The sequence below is a fragment of the Shewanella sp. W3-18-1 genome, from assembly GCF_000015185.1.
In the GTDB taxonomy this organism is placed as follows: domain Bacteria; phylum Pseudomonadota; class Gammaproteobacteria; order Enterobacterales; family Shewanellaceae; genus Shewanella; species Shewanella putrefaciens.
Genome location: NC_008750.1, coordinates 4577528 through 4601042, shown reverse-complemented (window position 1 = coordinate 4601042; position 23515 = coordinate 4577528). Strand labels below are relative to the sequence as shown.

Sequence of the window (23515 nt, the reverse complement as noted above, 5' to 3'; positions counted from 1 at the left end):
CAAGATGAAACTGTTAATTCGGCGCGAAAAATGAGTGCTAGCTCAAAGGTTTGTGCATTCGTGGTGGATTGGGATGATATTTGCTGAACTTCGGTGGTACAGGATTATCAGAGGATTAAGCAAGCCTCTGATTTTTTATGTTAGCCAAGGAGTTATTGATGAGAAATGCCGTACTTTCAAGCCTTGTTCTTGCCCTGTTTTTGGGGGCTCCACTGGCGAATGCCAATATAGAATCGATCGAAAATCTTCAGGGTATTCGTGCATTACAACAGCAAGCGCCGCAGTTATTAAGTTCAGGTTTACCAAATGAGCAGCAATTTTCACTGCTTAAACAAGCGGGTGTGGATGTGGTGATCAACTTGATGCCGGATAGCAGTAAAGATGCCCACCCTGATGAAGGTAAACTCGTGACTCAGGCCGGAATGGACTATGTGTATATTCCCGTGGATTGGCAAAATCCAAAGGTCGAAGATGTCGAAGCCTTCTTTGCCGCTATGGATCAGCATAAGGGGAAAGATGTGTTAGTGCATTGTCTCGCTAATTATCGAGCCTCTGCGTTTGCTTATTTATATCAGTTAAAACAAGGCCAAAATCCCAACATGGCACAGACCATGACGCCATGGAATGATGAGTTAGCGATTTACCCTAAATGGCAAGCGTTACTTACGGAAGTGAGTGCTAAATACGGGCATTGATCCTTGGCGACACGCCCTATAATGTGATGGCGCTAATTCGAGGAAGAATGGAATAGCGCCAAAACATAATTTTTTGTCATTTAACAAGCATTGACATTTAAAGGAAAAATATCAGTGGATATAACACCATTTCTTGGTAGGCCTGAATCAGTAAAGGGCTGGATAGATAAATGTATTTCTAATCGAGGTCTCGGATATTGGCTTGTTTATGAGGACACTCCACAGAATGATGATATTCAACTCACGACAACTTTATTACCGATAGTGGGTAATACCAATAACTTTTCGGATCAAGAATTTGATGAGTTTGAAAATAGCCTGTTTAAAAGTGGCTATTGTTACTTCTTGAATATGGATCAAATCGAAGATGTCATTGACAACTACACAATGCAAAAAGCGCAATGGACGGATAGCGAATTACTTGAAGCTATTCTTTTTTATTTTGAGCGAGACGCGTTTATTTGCCTCTAAAGCGTTAATGAGTGATAGGTAAGGTGACGCATGAGTATTACGGAACGGAATAAAGCTCCGATTTATAATGTTGCATCGTCATAATCGTTTAACGCTAGCCGATATAGTTGACACAGTCAACCAATCTCGGTATTGTTGACACTGTCAACTATGTCGAGAGTTCAATATGTCCTTATCACTCGGTGAAACTTTGCACAGGTTGGTGCATGCCTACAAAAAGCAATTACGGGCGGATATTAATGCACAAGAGATTAATTTACCTGTCACCCATATCCGTGCCTTAAAGGGCATTTGCCGTAATCCTGAATCGACGGCTCAATCTATTGCCCTACGTATGCAGCGGGATAAAGCACAAATTACCCGTGTTCTTAATGAGCTACAGCAGAGTGGGCTGATCACTAAAATCGATAATCCCAAGGATGGTCGTAGCCAGTTGCTTAGGCCAACGACAGAAGGGGAAAAGTTGATGACTCAAATAAATGCTGCAGAACGGCAAACTGTCGCACATATCACTCAAGCACTCAGCCCCGATGACATCAACACATTTATTCGGCTTGCCAACATCATTAGCGATAGTGTTGATAACCCTGAGTGTTGACCGTGCCTATGGTAGTACACAAAGCCAGAGCTACAGGGCTGAATAACAGGCGCTAGATTGGAAACTCAATTGGATAAAATGATGAATAAACCTGCACCACGTGAGCTAGAAGTGATCCGCTCGACTTATATCACTCCGCATATGTTACGCATCACCTTAGGCGGTGCGGGATTGGCTGGATTTCCTGCCGATCAAGAGAGTGCCTATATCAAGTTGTTATTCCCACAAGCGGGTGAGCGTCCATTAATGCGAACTTACACTATCCGTCAGCAACGCGATGATGAAATCGATGTGGATTTTGTGCTGCACGATACTGACGGTCCCGCATCGAGTTGGGCGAAAACGGCGCAGGTGGGCGAACTCATTCAAATTGGCGGACCCGGACTTAAAAAACTGATCAACTTTGAGGCGGATTGGTTTTTACTCGCAGGTGATATGACAGCCTTACCCGCCATTAGCGTGAATCTGGCAAAATTACCAAACAATGCCGTGGGTTACGCTGTGATAGAAGTGCTAAGTGAAGCAGATATTCAACCTTTAGTGCATCCTGAACACGTCGAGCTGCATTGGGTGATCAATCCTGAAGCCGATCCCGAAGGCCGTCCTTTGGTCGAGCGAATTGCCCAATTACCTTGGCTTGCTGGCGAGCCAGCCGTATGGATTGCCTGTGAATTTAATAGCATGCGCGCGTTAAGAAGGCACTTTAAGCAAGCGCATTCATTGCCTAAGAGTCATTTTTATACCTCGAGCTATTGGAAAATAGGCTGTAATGAGAGCGAGCATAAGCTAGTAAAACAAGAAGATGAACAGTTAGAAAATGGGGCCAGTGCTTAAATCTAGATAAGATCGCCAAGTTTGATTTAGCGACCTTATCTAACCTTTCGCTTATGCCGTTTTTGCTGCTGATGCACCTATTATTGATGCACTTATGCTACTGGTGAACTAGCTTGCCATTCTTCACTACATCTTTGCAGGGATTGACGCCATAGCTGTAGGCCAACTGCGCAGGCGTGGCGATATCCCACAGACAAAAATCGGCTTGTTTGCCAACGACTAAACTGCCGACGTTATCTTCAATTCCGAGTGCTTTGGCGGCATTTAAGGTGAGTCCTGTTAGGGCTTCTTCTGGCGTTAAACGGAACAAGGTGCAGCCCATATTCAGCATCAACAGGGTTGAGCAAATGGGGGATGAACCTGGGTTGAAATCGCTGGCGAGCACCATAGGTACGCCGTATTGGCGCAGTAAATCAATAGGCGGTTTTTGGGTTTCCCGCAAAAAGTAAAAGGCGCCCGGCAGCAGTACGGCGCAGGTGCCGCTTTCACTTAAGGCTTTTACGCCTGCCTCATCTAAATATTCGATATGATCCACAGACTTAGCACCAAGACGTGCGGCCAGTGCGCTGCCGCCCATATTGGTTAACTGCTCGGCATGGAGCTTAATCTCTAATCCCGCCGCTTTGGCTGCGCTGAGTACCCGTTCGGTTTGCTCAAGGTTAAAGGCGATATTCTCGCAGAACACATCCACTGCATCGGCAAGATTTTCGGCGATCACTGCGGGTAGCATCTTATTGATAATTAAGTCGACATAGCCGTCGCTATTGTCTTTATATTCTGGCGGAATTGCATGGGCGCCGAGGAATGTGGTCTTTACATCTACATGGTGATGCTTGCCGAGCTCGCGGGCGACACGGAGGATTTTCAATTCAGTTTCAGTATCTAAGCCGTAACCCGATTTGATCTCAACCGTAGTCACCCCTTCTTTGGCCAGCGCGTTTAAACGCTGACGGCCCAGTTCAAATAACTCTGCTTCATCCGCTTCGCGGCAAGCTTTAACGGTTGAAATAATGCCGCCATCTGCACGAGCAATGTCTTCGTAACTGGCGCCCTGTAGGCGTAACTCAAATTCATTGGCGCGATTACCGGCAAAGATTAAGTGAGTGTGGGCGTCAATTAATCCTGGGGTGATCCAACCGCCTTTGCCCCTGTAAACAGGAATTGACAAAACATCGAAGGCGGGCAGTTCGCTGCGGGGGCCAAGCCAAGCAATTTTGCCATCTTTTACTGCGATGGCCGCGTTGGTGATCGCACCATAAGGTGCTGATACGGAAGGGTCCATTGTGGCTAAGTTAACGTCTATCCAAACCTGATCCCAAGACATGTATTCCCCTCGTTGTGCTGGCAGATGTTAACCAAGTGATTAACGGTTTATTAAATTTATGTGAGCTGGCTTGTATTTACTTGTATATACAAGCTAGGATTGTAGCCGCAATTTTGACCGTTTGAAAGTGGCATGACAGGCCAGTGCTTAGGTTGCCTTAGCAAGAGTCACTTTAACAATAGTCGCTTTCACAATGGCCACTGTAACAAGAAGCTGAATTTAAGAGGAAATGTTTTGGCTACACCTAAGTTTGCAGAAATTAAGCAATACATTATCTCCTCTATCGAGTCGGGTGAGTGGGAAGAGCATGCTCGCGTGCCTTCTGAGAATCAGCTTGCCGATTTGTTTACCTGCAGCCGAATGACGGCGCGACGTGCGCTAACCGAGCTGACGGATAGCGGTGTGCTTGAGCGTTCTCAAGGGTTAGGCACCTTTGTCGCTGGGTGTAAATCCCAGTCGTCTATGTTGGCGATCCGCAATATTGCCGATGAGATAAAAGACCGCGGTCATGGCTATAGCGTGCAGCAATGGGTGTTAGAGCAAGTTGTGGCGAGTACGAGTATCGCTATTTCCCTTGGACTTGAGCACGGTGCGACGGTATTCCATTCGATCTTAGTGCATTGCGAGCAGGGCTTACCGTTGCAAGTCGAAGAGCGTTATGTGAATCCCGAGTTAGTGCCCGATTATTTATTGCAGGATTTTACCCAGCAGACACCCCACGAATATTTGTCCCAAGTGGCACCGCTGACCGAGGCGCATCACACGATTGAAGCGATTATCGCCAGTGAAGAATTACAGCAAAGGCTCGAAATCCCCGCCACTGAGCCCTGTTTACAGATTTTACGCCGCACTTGGTCACGCCAAGGCGTCGTGAGTTTCGCAAAATTAGTTCATCCAGGTAGCCGTTTTAAACTCGGCGGCCACTTAACCTTTAGCAAGTAACGCCAGTGGCGTTATTAACAGATGTAAATCAGTAATTTTAATAGCTGTACCCTTATAAGTTAAAAGATAAAAACGATAGTGCTAACCCATATTAGCGGCTTAGCGAATACGAGTTAGCACCACAGGTTGAAAGAGGAAAATTCAATGGATAAGCGCCACGACCCAAGCCGCCGTATTATTGCACCGCATGGCACACAATTAAGCTGTAAGAGTTGGCTCACAGAAGCGCCAATGCGCATGTTAATGAACAACTTACATCCCGATGTGGCCGAGCGCCCAGAAGACTTAGTCGTCTACGGCGGTATTGGCCGCGCCGCCCGCGATTGGGACTGTTACGACAAAATCATCGAAGTCCTACAGCGCCTCGAAGACGACGAAACCTTATTAGTGCAATCGGGCAAACCTGTGGGCGTATTTCGCACCCATGCGGATGCACCGCGCGTATTGATTGCTAACTCAAACCTAGTGCCACATTGGGCGAACTGGGAGCATTTCAACGAGTTAGATAAGCTCGGTTTGGCTATGTACGGCCAGATGACGGCCGGTTCTTGGATCTATATCGGCACTCAAGGCATAGTCCAAGGCACTTACGAGACCTTTGTGTCGGTCGCAAAACAGCACTTTGAAGGTATCTCTAAAGGCAAGTGGATCCTCACCGGCGGGTTAGGCGGCATGGGCGGCGCACAAACGCTGGCGGGGACTATGGCTGGCTTCTCGGTGTTAGCCTGTGAAGTCGACGAAACCCGCATCGATTTCCGTTTGCGTACTCGCTATGTCGACAAAAAAGCCACTTCGCTCGATGAAGCATTAGCCATGATTGAAGCAGCGAACCAAGCTGGCAAGCCAGTATCCGTTGGCTTACTGGCGAACGCCGCCGATGTGTTTGCCGAATTAGTTAAACGCGGCGTTACTCCTGATGTGGTGACCGACCAAACCTCTGCCCATGATCCATTAAACGGTTATCTGCCGCAGGGTTGGACTATGGCTGAGGCTGCGGCCATGCGTAAAACCGACGAAGCGGGCGTAGTGAAAGCGGCAAAAGCCTCGATGGCAGTGCAAGTACAAGCCATGCTCAATTTGCAAACTGCCGGCGCAGCTACCCTCGATTACGGAAACAACATTCGCCAAATGGCGTTTGAAATGGGCGTTGAAAATGCCTTCGATTTCCCAGGTTTTGTACCTGCTTATATTCGCCCACTGTTCTGTGAAGGCATTGGCCCGTTCCGCTGGGTGGCGTTATCTGGCGATCCCGAAGATATCTACAAAACCGACGCTAAAGTCAAAGAACTGATCCCAGATAATCCACACCTGCACAATTGGTTAGACATGGCGCGCGAGCGTATTGCCTTCCAAGGTCTGCCAGCGCGTATTTGCTGGATTGGCTTAAAAGATCGCGCTCGCTTGGCGTTAGCTTTCAACGAAATGGTTAAAAACGGTGAGTTGTCGGCGCCCGTGGTAATTGGCCGTGATCACTTAGATTCTGGCTCAGTGGCCAGCCCGAACCGCGAAACCGAATCTATGCTGGACGGCTCAGATGCGGTATCCGATTGGCCATTATTGAATGCACTACTCAACACCGCTAGCGGTGCAACTTGGGTGTCTTTGCACCACGGCGGCGGCGTTGGCATGGGCTTTAGCCAACATTCTGGTGTGGTGATTGTGTGTGACGGCACAGATGCGGCGGCAAAACGGGTTGGCCGCGTGTTGTGGAATGACCCTGCGACAGGCGTGATGCGTCATGCCGATGCGGGCTACGAGATTGCGAAAAACTGTGCCAAGGAGCAGGGCCTCGATTTACCTATGCAAGACTAGCCGATGCTAACGACTCAATAACAATAATAACTAAAAGCTTGGAGCTAAAAATATGAAATCTGTGAATCACTTAGTGTTAACGCCGGGCAGCTTGAGCCTAGCGCAATTGCGCGAAATCAGCCGTCATAAGTTGACACTGGAACTCGCACCAGAGGCTATTACCGATATCAACACCAGTGCGCAAATCGTGCAAAAAGTGTTGGATGAAGGTCGCACCGTTTACGGCATCAACACGGGCTTTGGCTTGTTGGCCAATACCAAGATAGCGCCCGAAGACTTGCAATTGCTGCAACGCTCAATCGTGTTGTCGCACGCCGCTGGCACGGGGCAATATATGCAAGATGCCACAGTGCGCTTGATGATGGTGTTAAAAATCAATTCATTAAGTCGTGGTTTTTCAGGCATTCGTTTAGAAGTGATTAACTTCTTAATCAATTTAGTGAACGCCGAAGTGTATCCCTGCGTGCCAGAAAAAGGTTCAGTCGGCGCCTCGGGTGACTTAGCGCCACTGGCGCACATGTGTTTGCCTATGCTGGGCGAAGGCGAGATGAGCTATCGAGGAGAGTTAATTTCCGCTGCCGAAGGTTTAGAAATCGCCGGCCTTAAGCCAATCGATTTAGCGGCCAAAGAAGGGCTAGCTTTGCTTAACGGCACTCAAGCGTCGACTGCGCTGGCGCTGGAAGGGTTATTCCACGCCGAAGACTTGTTCGCAGCGAGTTCTGTGATCGGTGCCATGAGCGTCGAAGCGGCGATGGGCAGCCGTAGCCCGTTTGATCCTCGCATCCATGCGGCGCGTGGTCAGAAAGGTCAAATCGATTCGGCCATGGTCTTCCGTCATCTACTGGGTGAAGAGTCTGAGATAAGCTTAAGTCACGCTAACTGTGAAAAGGTGCAAGATCCTTACTCACTGCGCTGTCAGCCACAGGTGCTCGGTGCTTGCTTGACGCAAATTCGCCACGCGGCCGAGGTGTTAGGCACAGAGGCCAATGGCGTAACCGATAATCCACTGGTGTTCCAAGACACTGGCGATATCATTTCGGGCGGTAACTTCCACGCCGAACCCGTGGCTATGGCGGCGGATAATTTGGCGATTGCAATTGCCGAAATGGGCTCTATCGCCGAGCGTCGTATCGCGCTATTGATCGATTCTAGCCTGTCAAAATTGCCCCCTTTCCTGGTGAAAAACGGTGGCGTTAACTCGGGCTTTATGATTGCCCAAGTGACAGCGGCAGCTTTGGCGTCTGAGAACAAAACCTACGCTCATCCGGCATCGGTAGACAGCTTGCCAACATCGGCTAACCAAGAAGACCATGTTTCTATGGCGACCTTTGCGGCCCGCCGCTTGCGCGATATGAGCGAAAATACCCGTGGTGTACTGGCAATTGAATTGTTAGCAGCGGCTCAGGGTTTAGATTTCCGCGCTCCTTTAGCTCCAAGTGCTGCCGTGGCTAAGGCTAAAGCCGAATTACGTGAAGTTGTCGCTTATTACGATAAAGACAGATACTTCGCGCCAGATATCGAAGCCGCAACGGACTTGTTATATACCGCCAGCTTTAATGGCTATTTACCGGCTGGCACCTTACCGAGTTTATAGGATCTCAGAGAACGAGAACGAAAAGGCACAGGTTTATGACCTGTGCCTTTTTGCTGAACGCTGTATATAAAAATCAACAATAACAGCGCAATCGCGGTTGTTCGCTGAGTTTCTAAACTTGCAATTTAAGCTCTTATTTGACCCGTTCCAGAAACTAAGTATTTTTCAGCAGTTAAGGACTCGAGCCCCATAGGGCCATAGGCATGTAATTTAGTGGTAGCTATGCCGATTTCTGCGCCGAGGCCAAGTTCGCTTCCATCTGAGAAGCGGGATGAGGCATTTACCATCACCACTGATGCGTCGATTGAGCGTTGAAATTTGGCAGCGGTGACCTCATTGTTGGTACAAATCACTTCCGTATGGTGGCTACCAAATCGAGCGATATGCTTGGCGGCGGCATCAAAGTCTTCAACCTGCCTAATCGCAATTTCTAAATCCAAATACTCTTGACCAAAATCTTCCTCCGCCATAGCAGTGCATGCCTCAAAATAAGCTGCAGCTTTGGAGCAAGCATTGATTTTTACTTGATGCTCAGCCAGTGCCTTGGCTACTTTGGGTAGAAATTGTGGCGCAATATCTTGATGTACCAGCAAGGCTTCGAGTGCATTGCAAACACCAGTGCGCTGGGTTTTGCCATTGAGTAGCAAATCCAACGCCATAGTTTGATCGGCATCCTTATCGATATATAAGTGACACACGCCTTTAAAGTGTTGAATAACCGGAATACTGCTGTTTTCTGTCACATAGTTAATAAGGCCTTCACCACCGCGGGGGATGATCACATCAATAAATTCGCGCTGCTGCATCAGTTCTAGCATAAGTGCGCGATCGGGATCTGGCACCATGCTAATCAAGGCCTTGGGTAAACCGTATTGGGCTAACACATTTTGCAAAATCGTTGCGATAACCTTGCTAGTGTGCAGGGCTTCCTTTCCGCCACGCAGGATCACGGCATTGCCGGATTTAAAGCAAAGGGCACCCGCATCGGCGGTGACATTAGGGCGTGCCTCGTAAATCATGCAAACTACCCCTAATGGAACGCGCATTTTGCTGATGGATAAGCCATTGGGGCGTTGGCCTATATAACGTTCATTACCGATAGGGTCAGGCAATGCGGCAATGGTTTCAATACCTTGCGCCATAGCCTCGACTCGTGCTGGGTTGAGTGTTAAACGGTCTAGCATGGCAGGGCTGATATTGTCAGTCGAGGCTCTCTGTAGATCGATTAAATTAGCGCTTTGGATTTCATAGGATTTCTCTCTAATCGAGCGTGCCATATCCAGTAATACAGTATTTTTGAGGTGTTCATCGAGCAAGGCGAGTGTAAGTGCTGCTTTGGCGGCATCTTCAGATAAGTTTTTGATTAAAGTCATATTTACTCCAATTATGTTTACTCGGCTTATGTTTATTCGAGAATAGCGATGTTTTTCTCGGAAATGATCGGTCCAGTCTTTTGCTGAAATTCATTGGCAAACTGTCGATCTTCTTGCTCTGTAATAAAATTGAGTAGGCAACTGCTGTAATTGGATTTAGCTTTAGCCAGTTTAGTGCCATCGTCTTTGCGCACTAGAATGGTGTCACCTACTGAGAAATCCCCTTTTACTTCAACCACATCATCACTAGTAAACTGTTCGCTGTGCACATCGAGTGCGACATTAAAATGGTTTTCGACTATGACTTCACCTTGGGCTTGTGAAGTGTGTTTCATCCAATGCAAATGTTCTTGCATGGGTTTTTCGTCAGGGATGAACAAGGTGCCAGGGTTTTGGCCTTTAAGCAGTTGGCTGAAGGAATCCGCAACAAAGCCATTGATAATAAAGGTCTCAATTCCATGGGAAATGGCTTTTTCTGCCGCTTGGATTTTCGTTCGCATGCCACCAGTACCCACGTTACTGCTCGCACCACCCGCCATGGCATAGATGTCGGCATTAATCTCAGTGACCTGTTTAATCAACTCGGCATTGGGATTTTCATGGGGATTTTGAGTATACAGCCCGTTTACATCTGAACAAATAATCAGCGTATCAGCATCGGCCGCTGCGGCAACCATGGCCGAAAGATTGTCATTATCACCGACTTTGAGTTTGTCCGCGGTAACTGCATCATTTTCGTTAATAATTGGCATCAGCCCATGTTCAAGCAAACAGAAAATCGTTTCTTTAATGCTGATATAGCGCTCGCGATTACGAAGGTCGCCATGGGTGAGTAAGAGTTGTGCGGTGGGGAAGTCAAACAGTTTATTCCATGTGGCCATCATATCGGCTTGACCTGCTGCAGCCATGGCTTTTTTCACTGTGACACTCGGATTCGCTTCAACATTAAAGTGATGCCATCCCGCGGCGACTGAGCCCGAAGAGACCAAGACAACTTGGATCCCTTGGGCACGACAATAGGTAATGAATTGGGCTATGCCGAGTAAGTAGTGGCTGCTACAACCTTGTTTGTGGGGCGCGATTAACGCGCTCCCCACTTTTACAACAATGCGTTTTCGAGGGGAGTTTATCATCATGCTCCTTATCCTTCTTCGGCTAAAACACGGCCCGCCTTGTGGAACATCTTAGTGGTTTTTGCACTAGGTTCAGTATCAAGAAAGCTCACTAGCCAAATGACCGCACTACTGACGATAAATCCGGGGATCATTTCATACACTATGCTAGTTAATGCTTTACCATCGGCAAGCACGGGGGCGTAAATCCAAAATAGTACTGTAAGTGCACCTGAAACGATTCCTGCAATGGCCGCTTTATGGGTTAGGTTCGCTTTATATAAACTAAATAACACGAGTGGACCAAAGGCCGCGCCGAATCCTGCCCAAGCATTACTGACCAGCGAAAGAATACTGTTAGAGCGATCAAGCGCTAAAAGTGTTGCCACAATACCCACACCAGCCACGCCGTAACGGCCCATTTTCACCATGTCTTTTTCGCTTGACTCTTTTTTCGATACCACTTGATAAATATCTTCTGTCAGCGAACTCGATGACACCAATAACTGCGATGAAATCGTGCTCATAATCGCAGCAAGAATAGCCGCCAGTAGGAAGCCACTGATCAGGGGATGGAATAATAATTCAGAGAACACAATAAAGATGGTTTCGGGATCGTTAAGTTTCATGCCAAATTTATTGGCATAAGCAATGCCGACCAGTCCCGTCGCCAGAGCACCAACAATGGTGACTGTCATCCAACTGATACCTATGCGTCTTGCCATTTTAATATCCGCCACTGAACGTATCGCCATAAAGCGCACGATAATATGTGGTTGGCCGAAATAACCTAACCCCCAGGATAGGCTTGATATAAGCCCTAGGAAGGTGACGTTTTGCATTGCATCGCTAAAATGCGGAATTGACTGATAGGCAAAGTTCATCATCCTATCGGCGCTGGTAAATTCTTGATAAGCAACTACAGGCACTAAGACTAAGGCAACAAACATAATGCAGCCTTGCACAAAGTCGGTCAGGCTTACGGCTAAAAAGCCCCCAAGCAGAGTATAAGAAACCACTACGCTGAGTGTGACGACTAGGCCAATGTTATAATTTAGGCCGAAAGCTGATTCAAATAACTTACCTCCCGCAACTAATCCTGCGGAGGTGTATAAGGTAAAAAAGATCACTATGATCACTGCGGCGATAATACGGATACTACTGTTTGCATTACCAAAGCGTTTCGCAAAAAACTCAGGAATCGTAAGGGCATTATTTGCGACTTCAGTGTAAACCCGCAATTTAGGCGCCACCACCAAATAATTGATTAGAGCACCAATCAATAATCCGAGGGCGATGTAAATGGTTTCAAAACCCACTAGAAACATTGCACCCGGAAGACCCATAAGCATCCAGCCACTCATGTCCGATGCGCCAGCCGAGAGTGCAGTGACCTGCGGACTCACTTTACGGCCACCTAAAATATAGCCTGACACATCGCTGGTGGATTTACGGTAGGCAAATAAACCAATAGCGAGCATGGCAATAAAATAAATACCTAAGGACACGTAAGAGAGGGAATTCATCGATTATTTTCCTCCTAACGCTTTGTTATTTTGAATGAAGCTCGGTTTCAAAATGACAAAGAGATAGGTGCTTAAAATGGCGAATAAACACATAAACTGCATTAATTCCTTAAGGTGAGTGCGGGCCGAACCTATGGCCTGTGAGATGGGATTTTCATCCGCTGTTTTTGTCGATGACATAATATTTCCTTGGTTTATTGGGATTAAAACAGATGGGGATAGCACTTTATTTTATTAGTACTCTAACTATATTAACGCATTTTTAGGGTTAAAACTCAACCTAAAATGATATTTTGCTGCTTGAGGTGGCCAAGTCTGGCTTGATTTTACGGTTTAAAAATAATTTGATTACTGATTATTTTGGAAGGGTGAAAGGTAAAATTAAAACGAATATTTGATTATCTATGTCTTAGTATTAAGCGTTAATAAGGCAAAAAAAACGGACTAGACAGAGTGTCTAATCCGTTGATATAAAATCGATTATGTTAAGGAACGTAAGCTTTAGGTGCTTAGATTTCATGCACTTGGGTTTGCGTTCGTTCCTAAAACGCTTTGTTACAACATGCAATGACTTTTGACTTACGCATCTAGCGCATAGTAGTTCGATACTACCACACCCAGAGTCTGGAATTTTTCTGCAAAACCACTGCTATCAACACTTTCCACTCATTTTCCTGAAAAATCAGTTTTTGAGTAGAATTTTTCTAAAATCCTAGTTCCTACACTAGAATTTCCAGAGTTTTCACATTAACCAAAAAGCATATTGCGCCCTCAACTCCCAAACATTCGCACTTGCCTTCCTAAATGGGGTGGGAATCATTGACGTCTAAAAACATTTACTAACGAGGCCTTCACCAGAATGGATCTATAATTCAAGCAACTATTTTTATAGGTTTTATCATTGTATCCACTTGAAAAAAAAAGAATCGTATCAATATATTCAATAGAGCTGTCCGGAGTTCAGTCATCCTTTTGCAGCGGTTGGGAGTCTTGCTGAGTAGCGCACCATGAAAGCAGATATAATTGATTTACTTAACAAAAAACCAGGCTTGAAAGGAAGAGAAATTGCAAAGCTCTTAGGACTGGACAAAAAAGACGTAAATTCACTTCTTTATAACGATGCAACTGACGACTTTCAGCAAATAGACCGGTTGTGGTTTATACGCCCAAAGTCTGTTGTCGTAAGTGTGGAGAAAACTGGGTGGCTTAGTGCATTAGACTTTGATGATATTCTATCAAAGTCCCCGGATCTATGGTTAGACTCTACCCCTGAGATTCGCTTTGAGTTTCATAATTGCTCAATAATGCTTGGCGCTATAGCTCGGATTTTATCGCTAGTTAACCAGCTTGCTTGCGTTGGAAAGGAAATTATCCTTGATTTTTCAGAGTGTTCTGAGTCGTTTTCTTATCTCTGTCGTGTCGGCTTGTTTGATGCGCTAAACCAAGCTGTTCAGGTTTTCCCAAAAGTGCAGGACTACTCTACGCATTATGGTAAAAACATAAAACTAATGGAATTTGTGTCGATACCTGCTGGAACTGAGGAATCAAATCTGCCAAAGCGCTTGAAAGATGCCTTTGTTGAGCTAGCTGGTGATCAGTATGCAAATACCGCATTTGGATTCATTGCAGAGTATATCAACAACATTATCGAGCATTCGCAGACCCCGATTCCAGGTGTCGCAGCACTTCAAGTTTACGGAAAGGGTGCAAAGCGTAAGAAGGTTCAAACCATTTTCTCTGATAGTGGTAGAGGGATCATAGGGACTATTAGACCTGTGCTGAAATCCAGATACCCATTGCTACATAAAAAGTATCCCCTAAAAGGGAAGGATTCAGATGTTAATTTGTTGAAAGAGGTTTTGGAGTTTGGGGGGGTCAGTGGAGCGCAGGATGCTGACTTCAAAGGACGAGGCTTAGGGTTAAAAGTTAGTGCCAGAAATGCAGCAAAGTTCGATGCTACTATTTGCGTTAGGCAAGAGACCTTTGAACTGACGTTGAAGTACCAACAAGGAGCATTGCATGATTACACATCCAAGACCAAATTACAGAAAATTCTTGGAACTCACATCTGCTTTGACTTTTACCTTGATTAATATGCTATATTCTCATTAAATAAAAAAACTGAATCAGAACCTATGCGTCTAGATTTGATTGATTACACCAAAGACACACACCCCAATGGAAATGTGCAAGGTAAGGCCGTTTACAGTGAACTTCTTAGAGCTGTCAAAGCCCACCCGTCTGTCGAAACTTTTGAGATATCCCTAAAGGGTATCGAAGCTACTGATGCATCTTTTCCTAGAGAAAGTGTTATGGCTTTGGCAAAACACTTTGCAGGGAATAAATTTTTCTATCTAACCAACATTGTAGATGAAGACCTAGTAGACAACTGGACATATGGAGCGATAGCAAAAGAACAGCCAATGACTATATGGAAGGGCATGCACGCTTCATTCATAGGTCCAGAAATGACTAAATCTGAGAAAGAGTTGATTGGATACCTGCTAAAGCACTATAGAGCAACAACCAGCGAAATTAGTAAAGCATTTGATATTTCCACACAAAATGCGAGCACTAGACTGAAGAACCTATTTAAGTTTGGTTACGTTAACCGTACTGAAGAGATTGCGGAATCAGGCGGTAAAGAGTTTGTTTATAAATTGATTGGAAAAATCTGATTAAAAAACTTGATTTAATCAGATTTAAGGTTAACATGTGTTCGAGCGCGGATTCTTAGACTCTGGTTAAAAAAAAATATTGAACCAGGAGGTTTGACACGATGAACACCAACACGTTGTTTGCCCCTTATCTTGGGAAGGTGGCCATGAAAGAAGCCTTCGACGAAGGACTCATAAAACACAAAGGAAATATGGAGATACAAGAAAAAGCCGAGGAAATATGGGCAACGTCTCAAACAGCTGGCAACTGTTATTGGAAAGTGAAAATGCAGCGAAAAAAGCCCCAATGCTTTTGCATTAAGGCTTTTCTTTAGCTTATCAAGCAACTCAAACCCTGAATCGCAAGCTCTATCTAAGCTTTACTAACTTTTGGCGAAGACAAGTATAACCTTAGCAATAGACCTTGCCAATAATCAAATTAAAGGAAGGACAATATGTCTCATTCTTCTGACCATGGCAACGGTCATAAAAATAAGCCAGTTAACATCATAGTCAATGCACGCCCTAAACAGTTCGATGGGGAACGAATCAGCTACGGGGAGGTCGTTGAATTGGCATTTCCTGGGCAAGTCGACCCTAATATCACTTACACAGTGACCTACGTCGGTCCTCAGATTCCTGACGGAACTCTGGCAGAGGGGCAATCTGTAGCAATTAGAAATGGGATGAAGTTCGATGTCATCAAAACTAACCGTTCATAACCCGTCGATCCTCCGACTGATTGAAGAAGGGTTTGAGATAGATATTGTGCGCCAACATCTGTTGGTACATTCCATCCCCTACCTGAATCAGTCTGGTGAAGTAAAATTTGCGACTCTTGCTTGCCCCTTTGTTGAAAATGGCGAGCAAGACACGCGGCCACAAGATCATACGATGTGGTTTAAAGGTGAATATCCTCATGATGGCAAAGGGCGACCCATGACGGAGGTGGTAAATAGCCCTAACCAACATGTTCTCTTCGATGAGTTTGGTGTCGACTTTTATCTTTCAAATAAACCTAACGGACAGGATTTTAGCAATTTTTATGACAAGGTGGTTCATTACCACACTCTATTTGTTAGTCAGGCTCGCTTAGTCGATTCAAATGCAGATGGTCGAACAGGTATTGTACATGGCCAGCGAGATGAGAGCTCGGTCTTTTGTTACCCCGACACGGCCTCTTCACGTGCAGGTATTACTGCAATAACACAGAAACTCGAAGGTTCACGTATAGCTATAGTTGGGGTTGGAGGAACAGGTAGTTTTATTTTGGATTTACTTGCCAAGACTCCGATTGCTGAGATTCATCTATTCGATGCTGATGACTTCGAGCCGCATAACGCGTTCAGGGCTCCTGGTGCTGCATCGCTAGAACAGTTACAGTCTGCTCCCAAAAAAGTTGATTATTTTTTTGATGTCTATAGTGCAATGCGACATGGAGTTGTTGCACATCCCTACTTCTTGGACGAGCAGAATGTTTATGAGTTGGACAGCTTCACTTTTGTTTTTGTTGCTGTTGATAACGGTCAAGCGCGCCGAGTTGTGACTCAGCATCTTGTTAATCGAGGGATTCCATTTATTGATGTCGGGATGGGAATTGAGATAGTCGAAGATGCCAGTTTACAACTGCGTGGCACGTGCCGAGTCACACTGGTTACTAATGAAAAGAATCTTCATTTGGCACAAAGGGCCAACTTACATGACGATGATGATGAGGCGTTATACAAGAGCAATATTCAGGTCGCTGACTTGAATGCGATGAATGCAGCACTGGCCGTCATGCGTTGGAAGCAGTACATGGGGTTCTATCTGGATCAGGGACAGGCTCACAATCTGAATTACACGCTTTCGCTTCAATCTCTCACCCGAGATGATGGCCCCGAGGAGGACTGATGGCAGTGCACTATATTACGCCTGTATTTGTGGAATTTATTCCAGAAAATATTGAGCAGGGAAAACTGTACATCAGTGAAACCTATAAAACTGCGATCCATAAATGTTGCTGTGGGTGTGGAGAGGAAGTAGTAACACCTCTGTCCCCCGCAGACTGGCAGCTCAAAAATGGCGTAAATACTGTGTCGCTTTACCCGTCTATTGGTAATTGGAACTACAAATGCAAATCTCACTATTTTATTAATAATAACAGGATAATCTGGGCTCCAAAGTTTAGCCCTGAACAAATACAAGCCGTACAAGTAAGAGATCGTGTGGATAAACTGAATTACATAGCTGATAAAAATAAAGCAGGTCCGATTGCTTGGTCGAATTTTATTGGTTGGCTGGTTAAATCTTGGAGATTCATACGATCACTATTTAGCCTCAGATGAATTGGTACAAAATAGCCGCTTCTCAAGAAGCGGCTTAAACAATTGCCACATACGACATCAACCCAACACCAGAACGTTTCATCTCGGCTAAAAAAGTCATGCTTAACAATATGATTTAAATGACTTTTTAAGGATTAATGATTTACTGGCTTTCGTATGAATTGTCACTTTCACATGTGAAAGTAGGAATGTCACAGCTTGAAACCGTGGCTTGAGCCATCTCGTAGGTCAATATGAAGACGGAGTTTTCCTCCGCCTGATTCAACAATTTGTTTCAACTGCTGTAGGCTATCGATAGTACAGCTATCAATTTGGAAACCTGCATCAGCACCGATACGCTTTAGTAGCTCCATCAGGCGAAGCTGAATCAACTGCTTCGACGCTATCTCTTCGGCTGTGTAAACGACCTCTTGAGGCTGCTCTGCAATGATGTCTTCAAGTTTTCTACCCATCTTCTCTGCCTTTGAGGTTAAGCAGGAAAATTTTCACATGTGAAAGTTTTCCTGGCTCTGTTTGTTTGGCTAGTTTAGCCAGCAAAGGGTAGTAAAACTAGCTCAGGTATACAATTACTTGATTCTCACAATCTGGCTCTGTTTGAGCTCAACTATCTGAAGTTCAAGATCTTCAATACGTGAAAGAGCACTCCTTAGAGCATGACTTAGTTGATGATGTTCTGCGGCCATTGAAGTTAATCTTTGGTTCAATACAGCAACTTTTTCACGATACTGAATTTTTATCTTTCTTTCTTGGTTGCGCTTTTCTCTCAAAATCTCGACATCGGCTCGAACGGCGGTATCAGGCGTAAGGCACTTTAGTTTTTGTACTTCTGATTGAACTCTGAGCTTAAAATCTGGATAGTAATAGCAACTGCCATTTCCCAATCCGGCTTCTTCCTCTACAGCTCGAACCGATAATTTACGGTGATCGGGTATTCGTTTGGTTTTTCGTTCGATGATTCGTTGCAAAGCCGCTTCAAGCTTGAGAAGTGTATTTTCTGACTTTTTCATAAATCGATAACCTGCAATGGGTGCTGATATTTTTCAAATTTCAGTCCAAAATCATTCAACACTTTCTCGGCAGCTCGAATCTGTGTAATACAGTGAGCATACTCTGCATGGCTGACATTGGATTGCTGCTTCAGATAGCTACTCAACGCTTGATGTTTCTTTTGCCACCATGACGCTTTTTTATCATCCACGACGCTACCGCCGCCACGGCAATCGACACAGAATGCAGCATTTATTACTCCATCCATGTCACATTCATAGCCATTTTTACAATAGCTATGTAGAGTGCCATGTAAAGTTAATCGTTTTTCTTTAACCAATCGATACAAGCCATCCCAGTTGCTATAGATCACAGGTTTGTCGTCACGCATGGCGACAATAGCTTTACCAAAGCTTCCCGTTAGCTTTTCATCACTACTGAACCATTTATCAAAGTGCGCCGTTGTTTGTTCAAGTTTTACTTCGTTGAGCAAGTTAATTAGCTCACTATCTACCTTTATATCCTGTAGGCGGGATTCGATTGCGCCATTCCCATACCATTCGCTCATGCGAACATGGATATGTTTGAATTGCTGCTTAATGGATATAGGGTGGCCCAGTCCATTGCGGACGGCAAAACAGGCAAAAGTGCGTCGAAATTGGTGGGTGAGAAAAGGCCAAGGTTCTCCTAAGTTAACTTTGTCCTCTATTGCTCCCCCATTTCTTGGATTAAGCTGACGACATTCAGACAATGCTTTTTCATCAACGATTGCACCAACTCTTTTTGCATAGTTTTTTAGTTTGTCGTTCCATTTTGTGCGAGATATGAGGATTGGTAAGTTTTTCCGTTGTGCTTGGCTAAGCCATAAGTTACTTGATATTTCCAATAATTTATCAACTTGCCCAGGATCGCTACTATGCGCTGCAAGTTTTACCAATTGTTCACGGGCACATGCGCTCAATGAAATTGCGAGCGATATGGCTTTTTCTACAATAGGGCTGGTGAGCCACTCTTCTTTTTTTCTACCAGCAGCAAGCTTATGCGTTGCCGCTGATACAGAGTGAAATAGTTGTCCATTGATAGTGTATGTGCGAAAACTATCCTCATGGAGTTCAAACAGTTCGCTAACTCTCATTCCGCTGAATGCGCCACAACATACAAAACAAGCGGCTTGAAGATTCGCTCGCCATGTAAATAGCCAGTTCCCATCAACACTATCATCTGGTAGTAATCCTGTTCCACCAAGATGTTCTATGATGATTTCTGATTGCGAGCGAGGTGTCGCTTTGTTGATTTCTTCAACGTATTTTTTGCTATTAAGCCTGCCTTCCACATCATAAAGCCACTTCCATCTACCAGTGGCTAGTTTATAGTCTACTGCTGTACGACCTATATCATAGTTTGCTTGTAAATCGCGTTCGAGTTGGGCTAGTTTTTCTTTATGGGGCCAAGCTCTTTCTACATCGCAGATTGCTTGCCCGTACAGTAGATTTGCTAATGCTTGCGGTATGGCTAGTGATTGCTTATGTTCTAATTTTTCTTGGTCTGCCAGCTTTCTCGCTAACTGTTTATAGTTGGTATTTGGTAGCAATAACTCAAAAGGAAGCCACGGATTCAGCCTTTCAACTGATTGAAGAGCTGTGAAAACAAGTTCAATTGTGCGTTTGCTTAATGACTCACTTTGTAAATCCATTTCAAATTTTTGCCAGACATCATAATTATTCAACTCTACAAGGTTATTAGAACCATTGTTTTTCAGGCTGACTAATGCTCTTTTTAACCCCATATTAAATCTAGAGGTTAAAGTGGACAATTTGCATTTTTGCCCAAAGCAATGCCCTTGTTCGTATAACCATCCATAAACGATAAGCTTAGCTTCAAGAAGCAAGTTAGGAGAATCCGCTAAATAAGAGAAATCAAATTCTCGTTGGTTTTTATCGCTGCCTTTATCCGAGGCATATGGGCTACAATCCCAACGATTTTGGCCAAAGTATGCTCTTAATATTTGATGTTGATCTATGCATACAGGTACTTGGTTCAATTTGTCCCAGTTACGCTCTTTGACTAATCGTTCCACATCTTGGGTGTAAAGATGGAGTGAACTAGGCGTTTCAATTGGCAAATGTAATAGTGGTTTCATTTTGTCCTCAGCTAATATTGACACTATCTATATCCATCCACAGGGGATGACGACCTTCATCTGCTAATTTTCTTCTGGCTTGCTGAACAATTTTGGGACTTAATTGTTTTAAGCGGAGGTCAATCTTTGCTAAGGCTTCACCAAAATTTTTCTGATAATGAGCATTATCTATATGCAGGTATGCCGATTCTTCAATGCATTCGCGAAAACTAAGAGCACACCATAAGTCAGTCACCGATTCGACAAGAACTTGATGTCCGCAGCTCCAACATTTGAGTAAATCGGCACATGCTAGGCTTTCATTCTCAGTTATGAGTCCATGTGCTCGTGCTCTTGATGTAAACTTCTCAGCCATAGCGCCCATAGGATCTTTGCAGTAACTGCCGTGAGCGCTACGAATGGGAGGAGATGCTCGTCGGATGTACGCTTCATAGGCAAGTACTTCCACTTTTTGTGCCTCTCTGACCTTTTGTTTTGCTGACTCCACACCTTGTCTGTCGCGAACGATCTGCTCCAAAGTTTGACTTGTATCTCGGTTCATCAGATCGTTTTCATGAGGGTTTCCACTTGAATATGCGAGGGCGATAGTCCTAGGAGTGTTATCCAGAAGAATCGCAGCTTCCAGTGTACTTTTAAGTGCCAAAGTTAGATGACTGCCTGTGGCGCGGAAGCGTCTTGGTACAGGCCATAGTATTTCTCCTCGCTCATCGGTCATTGGGAAATTCTTTGTAAACCACTTCGCCTTAAAGTCATTGAGCAGGCTTCCACTCATCATTTGTACTTTTTTGCTGCGATAGCTATAGGCTGGTAAGAGCAATCCATTTGGTGAAGGATCAACCAATTTGGATGCTATCAATAGTTGATCGAAAAACTGTGTAGCGTACTTAGGGATTTCGATTCGGCCATGATCACCTAATTCTACAGTGACGGTCTTGAATGCTCGTCGTTTAAACGCTGGCATTTGATACCAATTACTTGATATGGCATGTGTGCTGGTCTGCGGGCGTCTTAAACTATATAAGACGGTACTGTTACTCCATGTGTAATAACTAAGGAGAAAGGTTGCGGCATAAAAGATTTTAGACGCTCCTCCAGACACTGGATAATCATTTCCCTTCCAGGAAAACACCATTGTTTTTTCGTTTGGACTGGCCTGAAAATGAAGCTGTGGGTCAACAATAAATTGTTGATACAATTGCTTAAAAATGCTTCTTAGCAACGGAAGCAACAGTTTTAAATCTGCATCACTATATCCGCGAGTCGGTTCTGTTTGAGAGCATCCAGAGTGTCGTATTTTTAGTGGCTTGATATTTTTAATTGATAGGTCTTGCCACTGATATAGGGAAGACAAATCAGCACGCTTCCTGCTTTCAGTACTATCTTTGATTTCTCCTCGTCGCTGACGGATAGAGTTATATTCTAATTCTTTAACATATGCTGTTTCGGATAACGGTTGGAGTGGGGGCGTTTGTGCATCGCAAAATGCAAAGTGTCTTCTCGCGGCTAGAAATATGTTGCCTTTAGTCGCTGGTGACACATCTTCTTTGCCTGTGATAGCGATGAACATTCTCTGTGCTATATCATCACGGTCTAATAGCTGAACATTTCCCAGCTTTATTTCATGTGTTTTAGGAACCCCGCGATACCTGAATCGATTAAAGTCCAAGAGTGTGTGTGCGTTTGCTCCGTTTCGTATGGGAATACAAAGATATTCAACCCAGGGGGCTATTAATTTCAATGTCTTACTCATTAGCTTCCTCTAATGCTTGATGCATAATGCTGTCTAGTACAGATATTTTCTCTTTTAACGCTTCTTTTCTTTTGAGGTACTGTAAGTACTTCCATGTCGTGGATTCATTCTTATGTCCCATCCACCCCATCAGTAAGCTCAGTGCATTCGCAGGCTCAATACCTGCTTCAAGTAGGCTATGTAGTCGGTAGGTTGCATAACTACATCTAAGATCATGAAACTTATGCTCAAATTGTATTCCTGACTTAATTATTGAGCGGCGAACTTCTCCAAAGCGAGAGCCTATTGTGTTTGGGTCGTATGGATTACCTTGTTGGCTAATAAATAAGGGTTCATATCGCTGGGCTGTGGTCAGGGCGTCGAGTTTTTCCTTTGAGACATGAACAGAGTGGGACTTTTTTATGTCATTGATGCCTTTGTTGAACTCAATTTTGCTAAGAAGTTTGTCAAGTCGGCACATTCGCCGCTCACTAATGGCATAAGTTTTCAAATCTGATAAAAGGCGACTTGTTATCTCAATAGTTCGAGTTTTATTGTATTTCGTAGGTACACCATTACTTGGTCCTATTGTTAACTCGAAATGAGTTATAGAACCTGAGCGTTGAACCGATTGCTCTAGTGCGGTCAAAGTCAATCCCGACGCTTCTTGGATACGTAAGCCGCATTGAGCTGCGAGCAAACAGATCAGCCGAAATTCGCAAGGCGTGTTACGTAAATGCAGAGCTAAATGAGTGAGTGCAATTTGAGTTAAGGGCTTTAGCCCTCGAATATTCTTGCTGGTTGCATCCCTCGGCGTTCTGATGCGCAAATCTGTAGTTTGGACCAGAAATTTAGGCATCATATGAGCCAGCATGTCGCTTCTCTGTATTCTTACAAATTCGATTTCGAAGGGTTTGTGTTTCTCGCTGATGTCGTAATAACGTTCATGTGCTGTCCATAAATAAAACTGGACGACATGAGTCATATACGTCTTTGCAGTTGAGTATGCCAGCTCACCAGCTTTAACACTCTTGAGAAGTTTGTCATTCCTATATCGATATGTAGGCTTTAAACCCTTTGCTAAGGGGAACACGTCCCAGGTTAACTTTTCTGATTCAAGAAAATTCCAATAATGCAAAAGCGCTCTTGCGTAGGAACTTAGATTTTCAAGTCGTTTGTTCGCTTTAAGATGAATGAACCAGTGGTTTACTGGTGCAACATATCCCCAGTTTTGGTCATAAATAGTAGGCAATGACCCTAGATTTCGGCCATTCAGAAACTCTATAGGGTCCGTTTCAGTGATGATTTCACCACCTATATGTACGTCGTCTGATTTGATCAAATAAGCCACGGGATGAACTTTGTAATAACTGTTGGTTCATTCAGTATCTGCT

At 44.6% G+C, this 23515-nt stretch carries 23 protein-coding genes; 13 read left to right on the top strand and 10 right to left on the bottom strand.

What is annotated here, in order from left to right; genetic code table 11:
• Positions 1 to 158 precede the first annotated feature (158 nt).
• The 4 genes from SPUTW3181_RS20795 to SPUTW3181_RS20780 all read left to right on the top strand — a co-directional run bounded on the left by SPUTW3181_RS20795 (position 159) and on the right by SPUTW3181_RS20780 (position 2598).
• Entirely contained in the window at positions 159 to 695 is a 537-nt protein-coding gene (locus SPUTW3181_RS20795) for a protein tyrosine phosphatase family protein (protein ID WP_011791230.1), read from the top strand.
• 114 nt (positions 696 to 809) lie between these two features.
• On the top strand, positions 810 to 1166 hold the full coding sequence (locus tag SPUTW3181_RS20790; protein WP_011791229.1) for a hypothetical protein: 357 nt from the start codon (positions 810 to 812) through the stop codon (positions 1164 to 1166).
• Between the two features lie 166 nt (positions 1167 to 1332).
• Positions 1333 to 1764, top strand: a complete 432-nt coding sequence (locus SPUTW3181_RS20785; RefSeq protein ID WP_011791228.1) for a MarR family winged helix-turn-helix transcriptional regulator — start codon at positions 1333 to 1335, stop codon at positions 1762 to 1764.
• Between the two features lie 81 nt (positions 1765 to 1845).
• Entirely contained in the window at positions 1846 to 2598 is a 753-nt protein-coding gene (locus SPUTW3181_RS20780) for a siderophore-interacting protein (protein WP_025007947.1), read from the top strand.
• A 97-nt stretch (positions 2599 to 2695) separates the two neighbouring features.
• Here SPUTW3181_RS20780 and hutI read toward each other — a convergent pair whose 3' ends face one another.
• Positions 2696 to 3922 carry an imidazolonepropionase gene (gene hutI / locus SPUTW3181_RS20775; RefSeq protein ID WP_011791226.1) on the bottom strand — a complete coding sequence of 409 codons (1227 nt, stop codon included), beginning with the start codon at positions 3920 to 3922 and terminating at the stop codon, positions 2696 to 2698.
• A 234-nt stretch (positions 3923 to 4156) separates the two neighbouring features.
• Here hutI and hutC point away from each other — a divergent pair, with 234 nt between their 5' ends.
• The 3 genes from hutC (at position 4157) to hutH (ending at position 8270) form a co-directional block, all read left to right on the top strand.
• Positions 4157 to 4864 carry a histidine utilization repressor gene (gene hutC / locus SPUTW3181_RS20770; RefSeq protein WP_011791225.1) on the top strand — a complete coding sequence of 236 codons (708 nt, stop codon included), beginning with the start codon at positions 4157 to 4159 and terminating at the stop codon, positions 4862 to 4864.
• 144 nt (positions 4865 to 5008) lie between these two features.
• Complete coding sequence (hutU, locus tag SPUTW3181_RS20765; protein WP_011791224.1) at positions 5009 to 6676, top strand: urocanate hydratase; 1668 nt, start codon at positions 5009 to 5011, stop codon at positions 6674 to 6676.
• A gap of 52 nt (positions 6677 to 6728) precedes the next feature.
• On the top strand, positions 6729 to 8270 hold the full coding sequence (hutH, locus tag SPUTW3181_RS20760) for a histidine ammonia-lyase (protein ID WP_011791223.1): 1542 nt from the start codon (positions 6729 to 6731) through the stop codon (positions 8268 to 8270).
• Positions 8271 to 8395: 125 nt separating this feature from the next.
• Here hutH and SPUTW3181_RS20755 read toward each other — a convergent pair whose 3' ends face one another.
• The 4 genes from SPUTW3181_RS20755 to SPUTW3181_RS22030 are packed head-to-tail and all read right to left on the bottom strand — an operon-like array spanning position 8396 to position 12461.
• A complete protein-coding gene (locus SPUTW3181_RS20755; protein WP_011791222.1) occupies positions 8396 to 9643 on the bottom strand; it encodes a glutamate-5-semialdehyde dehydrogenase in 1248 nt (415 codons plus the stop codon).
• Positions 9644 to 9675: 32 nt separating this feature from the next.
• A complete protein-coding gene (proB, locus tag SPUTW3181_RS20750) occupies positions 9676 to 10776 on the bottom strand; it encodes a glutamate 5-kinase (protein WP_011791221.1) in 1101 nt (366 codons plus the stop codon).
• An 8-nt stretch (positions 10777 to 10784) separates the two neighbouring features.
• Positions 10785 to 12281: a sodium/proline symporter PutP gene (putP, locus tag SPUTW3181_RS20745; protein ID WP_011791220.1), complete on the bottom strand. Its 1497-nt coding sequence runs from the start codon at positions 12279 to 12281 to the stop codon at positions 10785 to 10787.
• Positions 12282 to 12284: 3 nt separating this feature from the next.
• Positions 12285 to 12461 (bottom strand): hypothetical protein, encoded by a 177-nt coding sequence (locus SPUTW3181_RS22030; RefSeq protein WP_198133642.1) that lies wholly within the window; start codon positions 12459 to 12461, stop codon positions 12285 to 12287.
• Positions 12462 to 13288: 827 nt separating this feature from the next.
• Here SPUTW3181_RS22030 and SPUTW3181_RS20740 point away from each other — a divergent pair.
• From SPUTW3181_RS20740 to SPUTW3181_RS22025, 6 genes are all read left to right on the top strand, one after another.
• Positions 13289 to 14374 carry a hypothetical protein gene (locus SPUTW3181_RS20740; protein ID WP_011791219.1) on the top strand — a complete coding sequence of 362 codons (1086 nt, stop codon included), beginning with the start codon at positions 13289 to 13291 and terminating at the stop codon, positions 14372 to 14374.
• 42 nt (positions 14375 to 14416) lie between these two features.
• Positions 14417 to 14959, top strand: a complete 543-nt coding sequence (locus tag SPUTW3181_RS20735; protein ID WP_011791218.1) for a helix-turn-helix transcriptional regulator — start codon at positions 14417 to 14419, stop codon at positions 14957 to 14959.
• A 101-nt stretch (positions 14960 to 15060) separates the two neighbouring features.
• The gene (locus tag SPUTW3181_RS20730; protein WP_041408274.1) at positions 15061 to 15273 is read left to right on the top strand and encodes a hypothetical protein; all 213 of its coding nucleotides are present in this window, start codon (positions 15061 to 15063) and stop codon (positions 15271 to 15273) included.
• Between the two features lie 120 nt (positions 15274 to 15393).
• Complete coding sequence (locus SPUTW3181_RS20725) at positions 15394 to 15660, top strand: multiubiquitin domain-containing protein (RefSeq protein ID WP_041408273.1); 267 nt, start codon at positions 15394 to 15396, stop codon at positions 15658 to 15660.
• A complete protein-coding gene (locus SPUTW3181_RS20720) occupies positions 15635 to 16831 on the top strand; it encodes a ThiF family adenylyltransferase (RefSeq protein WP_011791217.1) in 1197 nt (398 codons plus the stop codon). Before SPUTW3181_RS20725 ends, SPUTW3181_RS20720 begins: the two co-directional genes overlap by 26 nt.
• Positions 16831 to 17265, top strand: a complete 435-nt coding sequence (locus SPUTW3181_RS22025) for a DUF6527 family protein (RefSeq protein ID WP_011791216.1) — start codon at positions 16831 to 16833, stop codon at positions 17263 to 17265. Before SPUTW3181_RS20720 ends, SPUTW3181_RS22025 begins: the two co-directional genes overlap by 1 nt.
• A gap of 191 nt (positions 17266 to 17456) precedes the next feature.
• Here SPUTW3181_RS22025 and SPUTW3181_RS20710 read toward each other — a convergent pair whose 3' ends face one another.
• From SPUTW3181_RS20710 to xerC, 5 genes are all read right to left on the bottom strand, one after another.
• Positions 17457 to 17717, bottom strand: coding sequence for a hypothetical protein (locus tag SPUTW3181_RS20710; protein WP_011791215.1), 261 nt, complete (start codon positions 17715 to 17717; stop codon positions 17457 to 17459).
• Positions 17718 to 17831: 114 nt separating this feature from the next.
• Positions 17832 to 18272: a hypothetical protein gene (locus SPUTW3181_RS20705; RefSeq protein WP_011791214.1), complete on the bottom strand. Its 441-nt coding sequence runs from the start codon at positions 18270 to 18272 to the stop codon at positions 17832 to 17834.
• Entirely contained in the window at positions 18269 to 20392 is a 2124-nt protein-coding gene (locus SPUTW3181_RS20700; protein WP_011791213.1) for a hypothetical protein, read from the bottom strand. Before SPUTW3181_RS20700 ends, SPUTW3181_RS20705 begins: the two co-directional genes overlap by 4 nt.
• Positions 20393 to 20399: 7 nt before the next feature.
• Positions 20400 to 22142, bottom strand: coding sequence for a hypothetical protein (locus SPUTW3181_RS20695; protein ID WP_011791212.1), 1743 nt, complete (start codon positions 22140 to 22142; stop codon positions 20400 to 20402).
• Positions 22135 to 23472 (bottom strand): tyrosine recombinase XerC, encoded by a 1338-nt coding sequence (gene xerC / locus SPUTW3181_RS20690; RefSeq protein ID WP_011791211.1) that lies wholly within the window; start codon positions 23470 to 23472, stop codon positions 22135 to 22137. The genes SPUTW3181_RS20695 and xerC overlap by 8 nt, the downstream gene beginning before the upstream one ends.
• Positions 23473 to 23515: the final 43 nt, after the last annotated feature.

Coding starts and splice junctions, on each gene's coding strand:
- SPUTW3181_RS20795 (WP_011791230.1), top strand. CDS start 159: ATGAGAAATGCCGTACTTTCAAGCCTTGTTCTTGCCCTGTTTTTGGGG.
- SPUTW3181_RS20785 (WP_011791228.1), top strand. CDS start 1,333: ATGTCCTTATCACTCGGTGAAACTTTGCACAGGTTGGTGCATGCCTAC.
- SPUTW3181_RS20780 (WP_025007947.1), top strand. CDS start 1,846: ATGAATAAACCTGCACCACGTGAGCTAGAAGTGATCCGCTCGACTTAT.
- hutI (WP_011791226.1), bottom strand. CDS start 3,922: ATGTCTTGGGATCAGGTTTGGATAGACGTTAACTTAGCCACAATGGAC.
- hutU (WP_011791224.1), top strand. CDS start 5,009: ATGGATAAGCGCCACGACCCAAGCCGCCGTATTATTGCACCGCATGGC.
- hutH (WP_011791223.1), top strand. CDS start 6,729: ATGAAATCTGTGAATCACTTAGTGTTAACGCCGGGCAGCTTGAGCCTA.
- SPUTW3181_RS20755 (WP_011791222.1), bottom strand. CDS start 9,643: ATGACTTTAATCAAAAACTTATCTGAAGATGCCGCCAAAGCAGCACTT.
- proB (WP_011791221.1), bottom strand. CDS start 10,776: ATGATAAACTCCCCTCGAAAACGCATTGTTGTAAAAGTGGGGAGCGCG.
- putP (WP_011791220.1), bottom strand. CDS start 12,281: ATGAATTCCCTCTCTTACGTGTCCTTAGGTATTTATTTTATTGCCATG.
- SPUTW3181_RS22030 (WP_198133642.1), bottom strand. CDS start 12,461: ATGTCATCGACAAAAACAGCGGATGAAAATCCCATCTCACAGGCCATA.
- SPUTW3181_RS20740 (WP_011791219.1), top strand. CDS start 13,289: ATGAAAGCAGATATAATTGATTTACTTAACAAAAAACCAGGCTTGAAA.
- SPUTW3181_RS20735 (WP_011791218.1), top strand. CDS start 14,417: ATGCGTCTAGATTTGATTGATTACACCAAAGACACACACCCCAATGGA.
- SPUTW3181_RS20730 (WP_041408274.1), top strand. CDS start 15,061: ATGAACACCAACACGTTGTTTGCCCCTTATCTTGGGAAGGTGGCCATG.
- SPUTW3181_RS20725 (WP_041408273.1), top strand. CDS start 15,394: ATGTCTCATTCTTCTGACCATGGCAACGGTCATAAAAATAAGCCAGTT.
- SPUTW3181_RS20720 (WP_011791217.1), top strand. CDS start 15,635: ATGTCATCAAAACTAACCGTTCATAACCCGTCGATCCTCCGACTGATT.
- SPUTW3181_RS22025 (WP_011791216.1), top strand. CDS start 16,831: ATGGCAGTGCACTATATTACGCCTGTATTTGTGGAATTTATTCCAGAA.
- SPUTW3181_RS20710 (WP_011791215.1), bottom strand. CDS start 17,717: ATGGGTAGAAAACTTGAAGACATCATTGCAGAGCAGCCTCAAGAGGTC.
- SPUTW3181_RS20705 (WP_011791214.1), bottom strand. CDS start 18,272: ATGAAAAAGTCAGAAAATACACTTCTCAAGCTTGAAGCGGCTTTGCAA.
- SPUTW3181_RS20700 (WP_011791213.1), bottom strand. CDS start 20,392: ATGAAACCACTATTACATTTGCCAATTGAAACGCCTAGTTCACTCCAT.
- SPUTW3181_RS20695 (WP_011791212.1), bottom strand. CDS start 22,142: ATGAGTAAGACATTGAAATTAATAGCCCCCTGGGTTGAATATCTTTGT.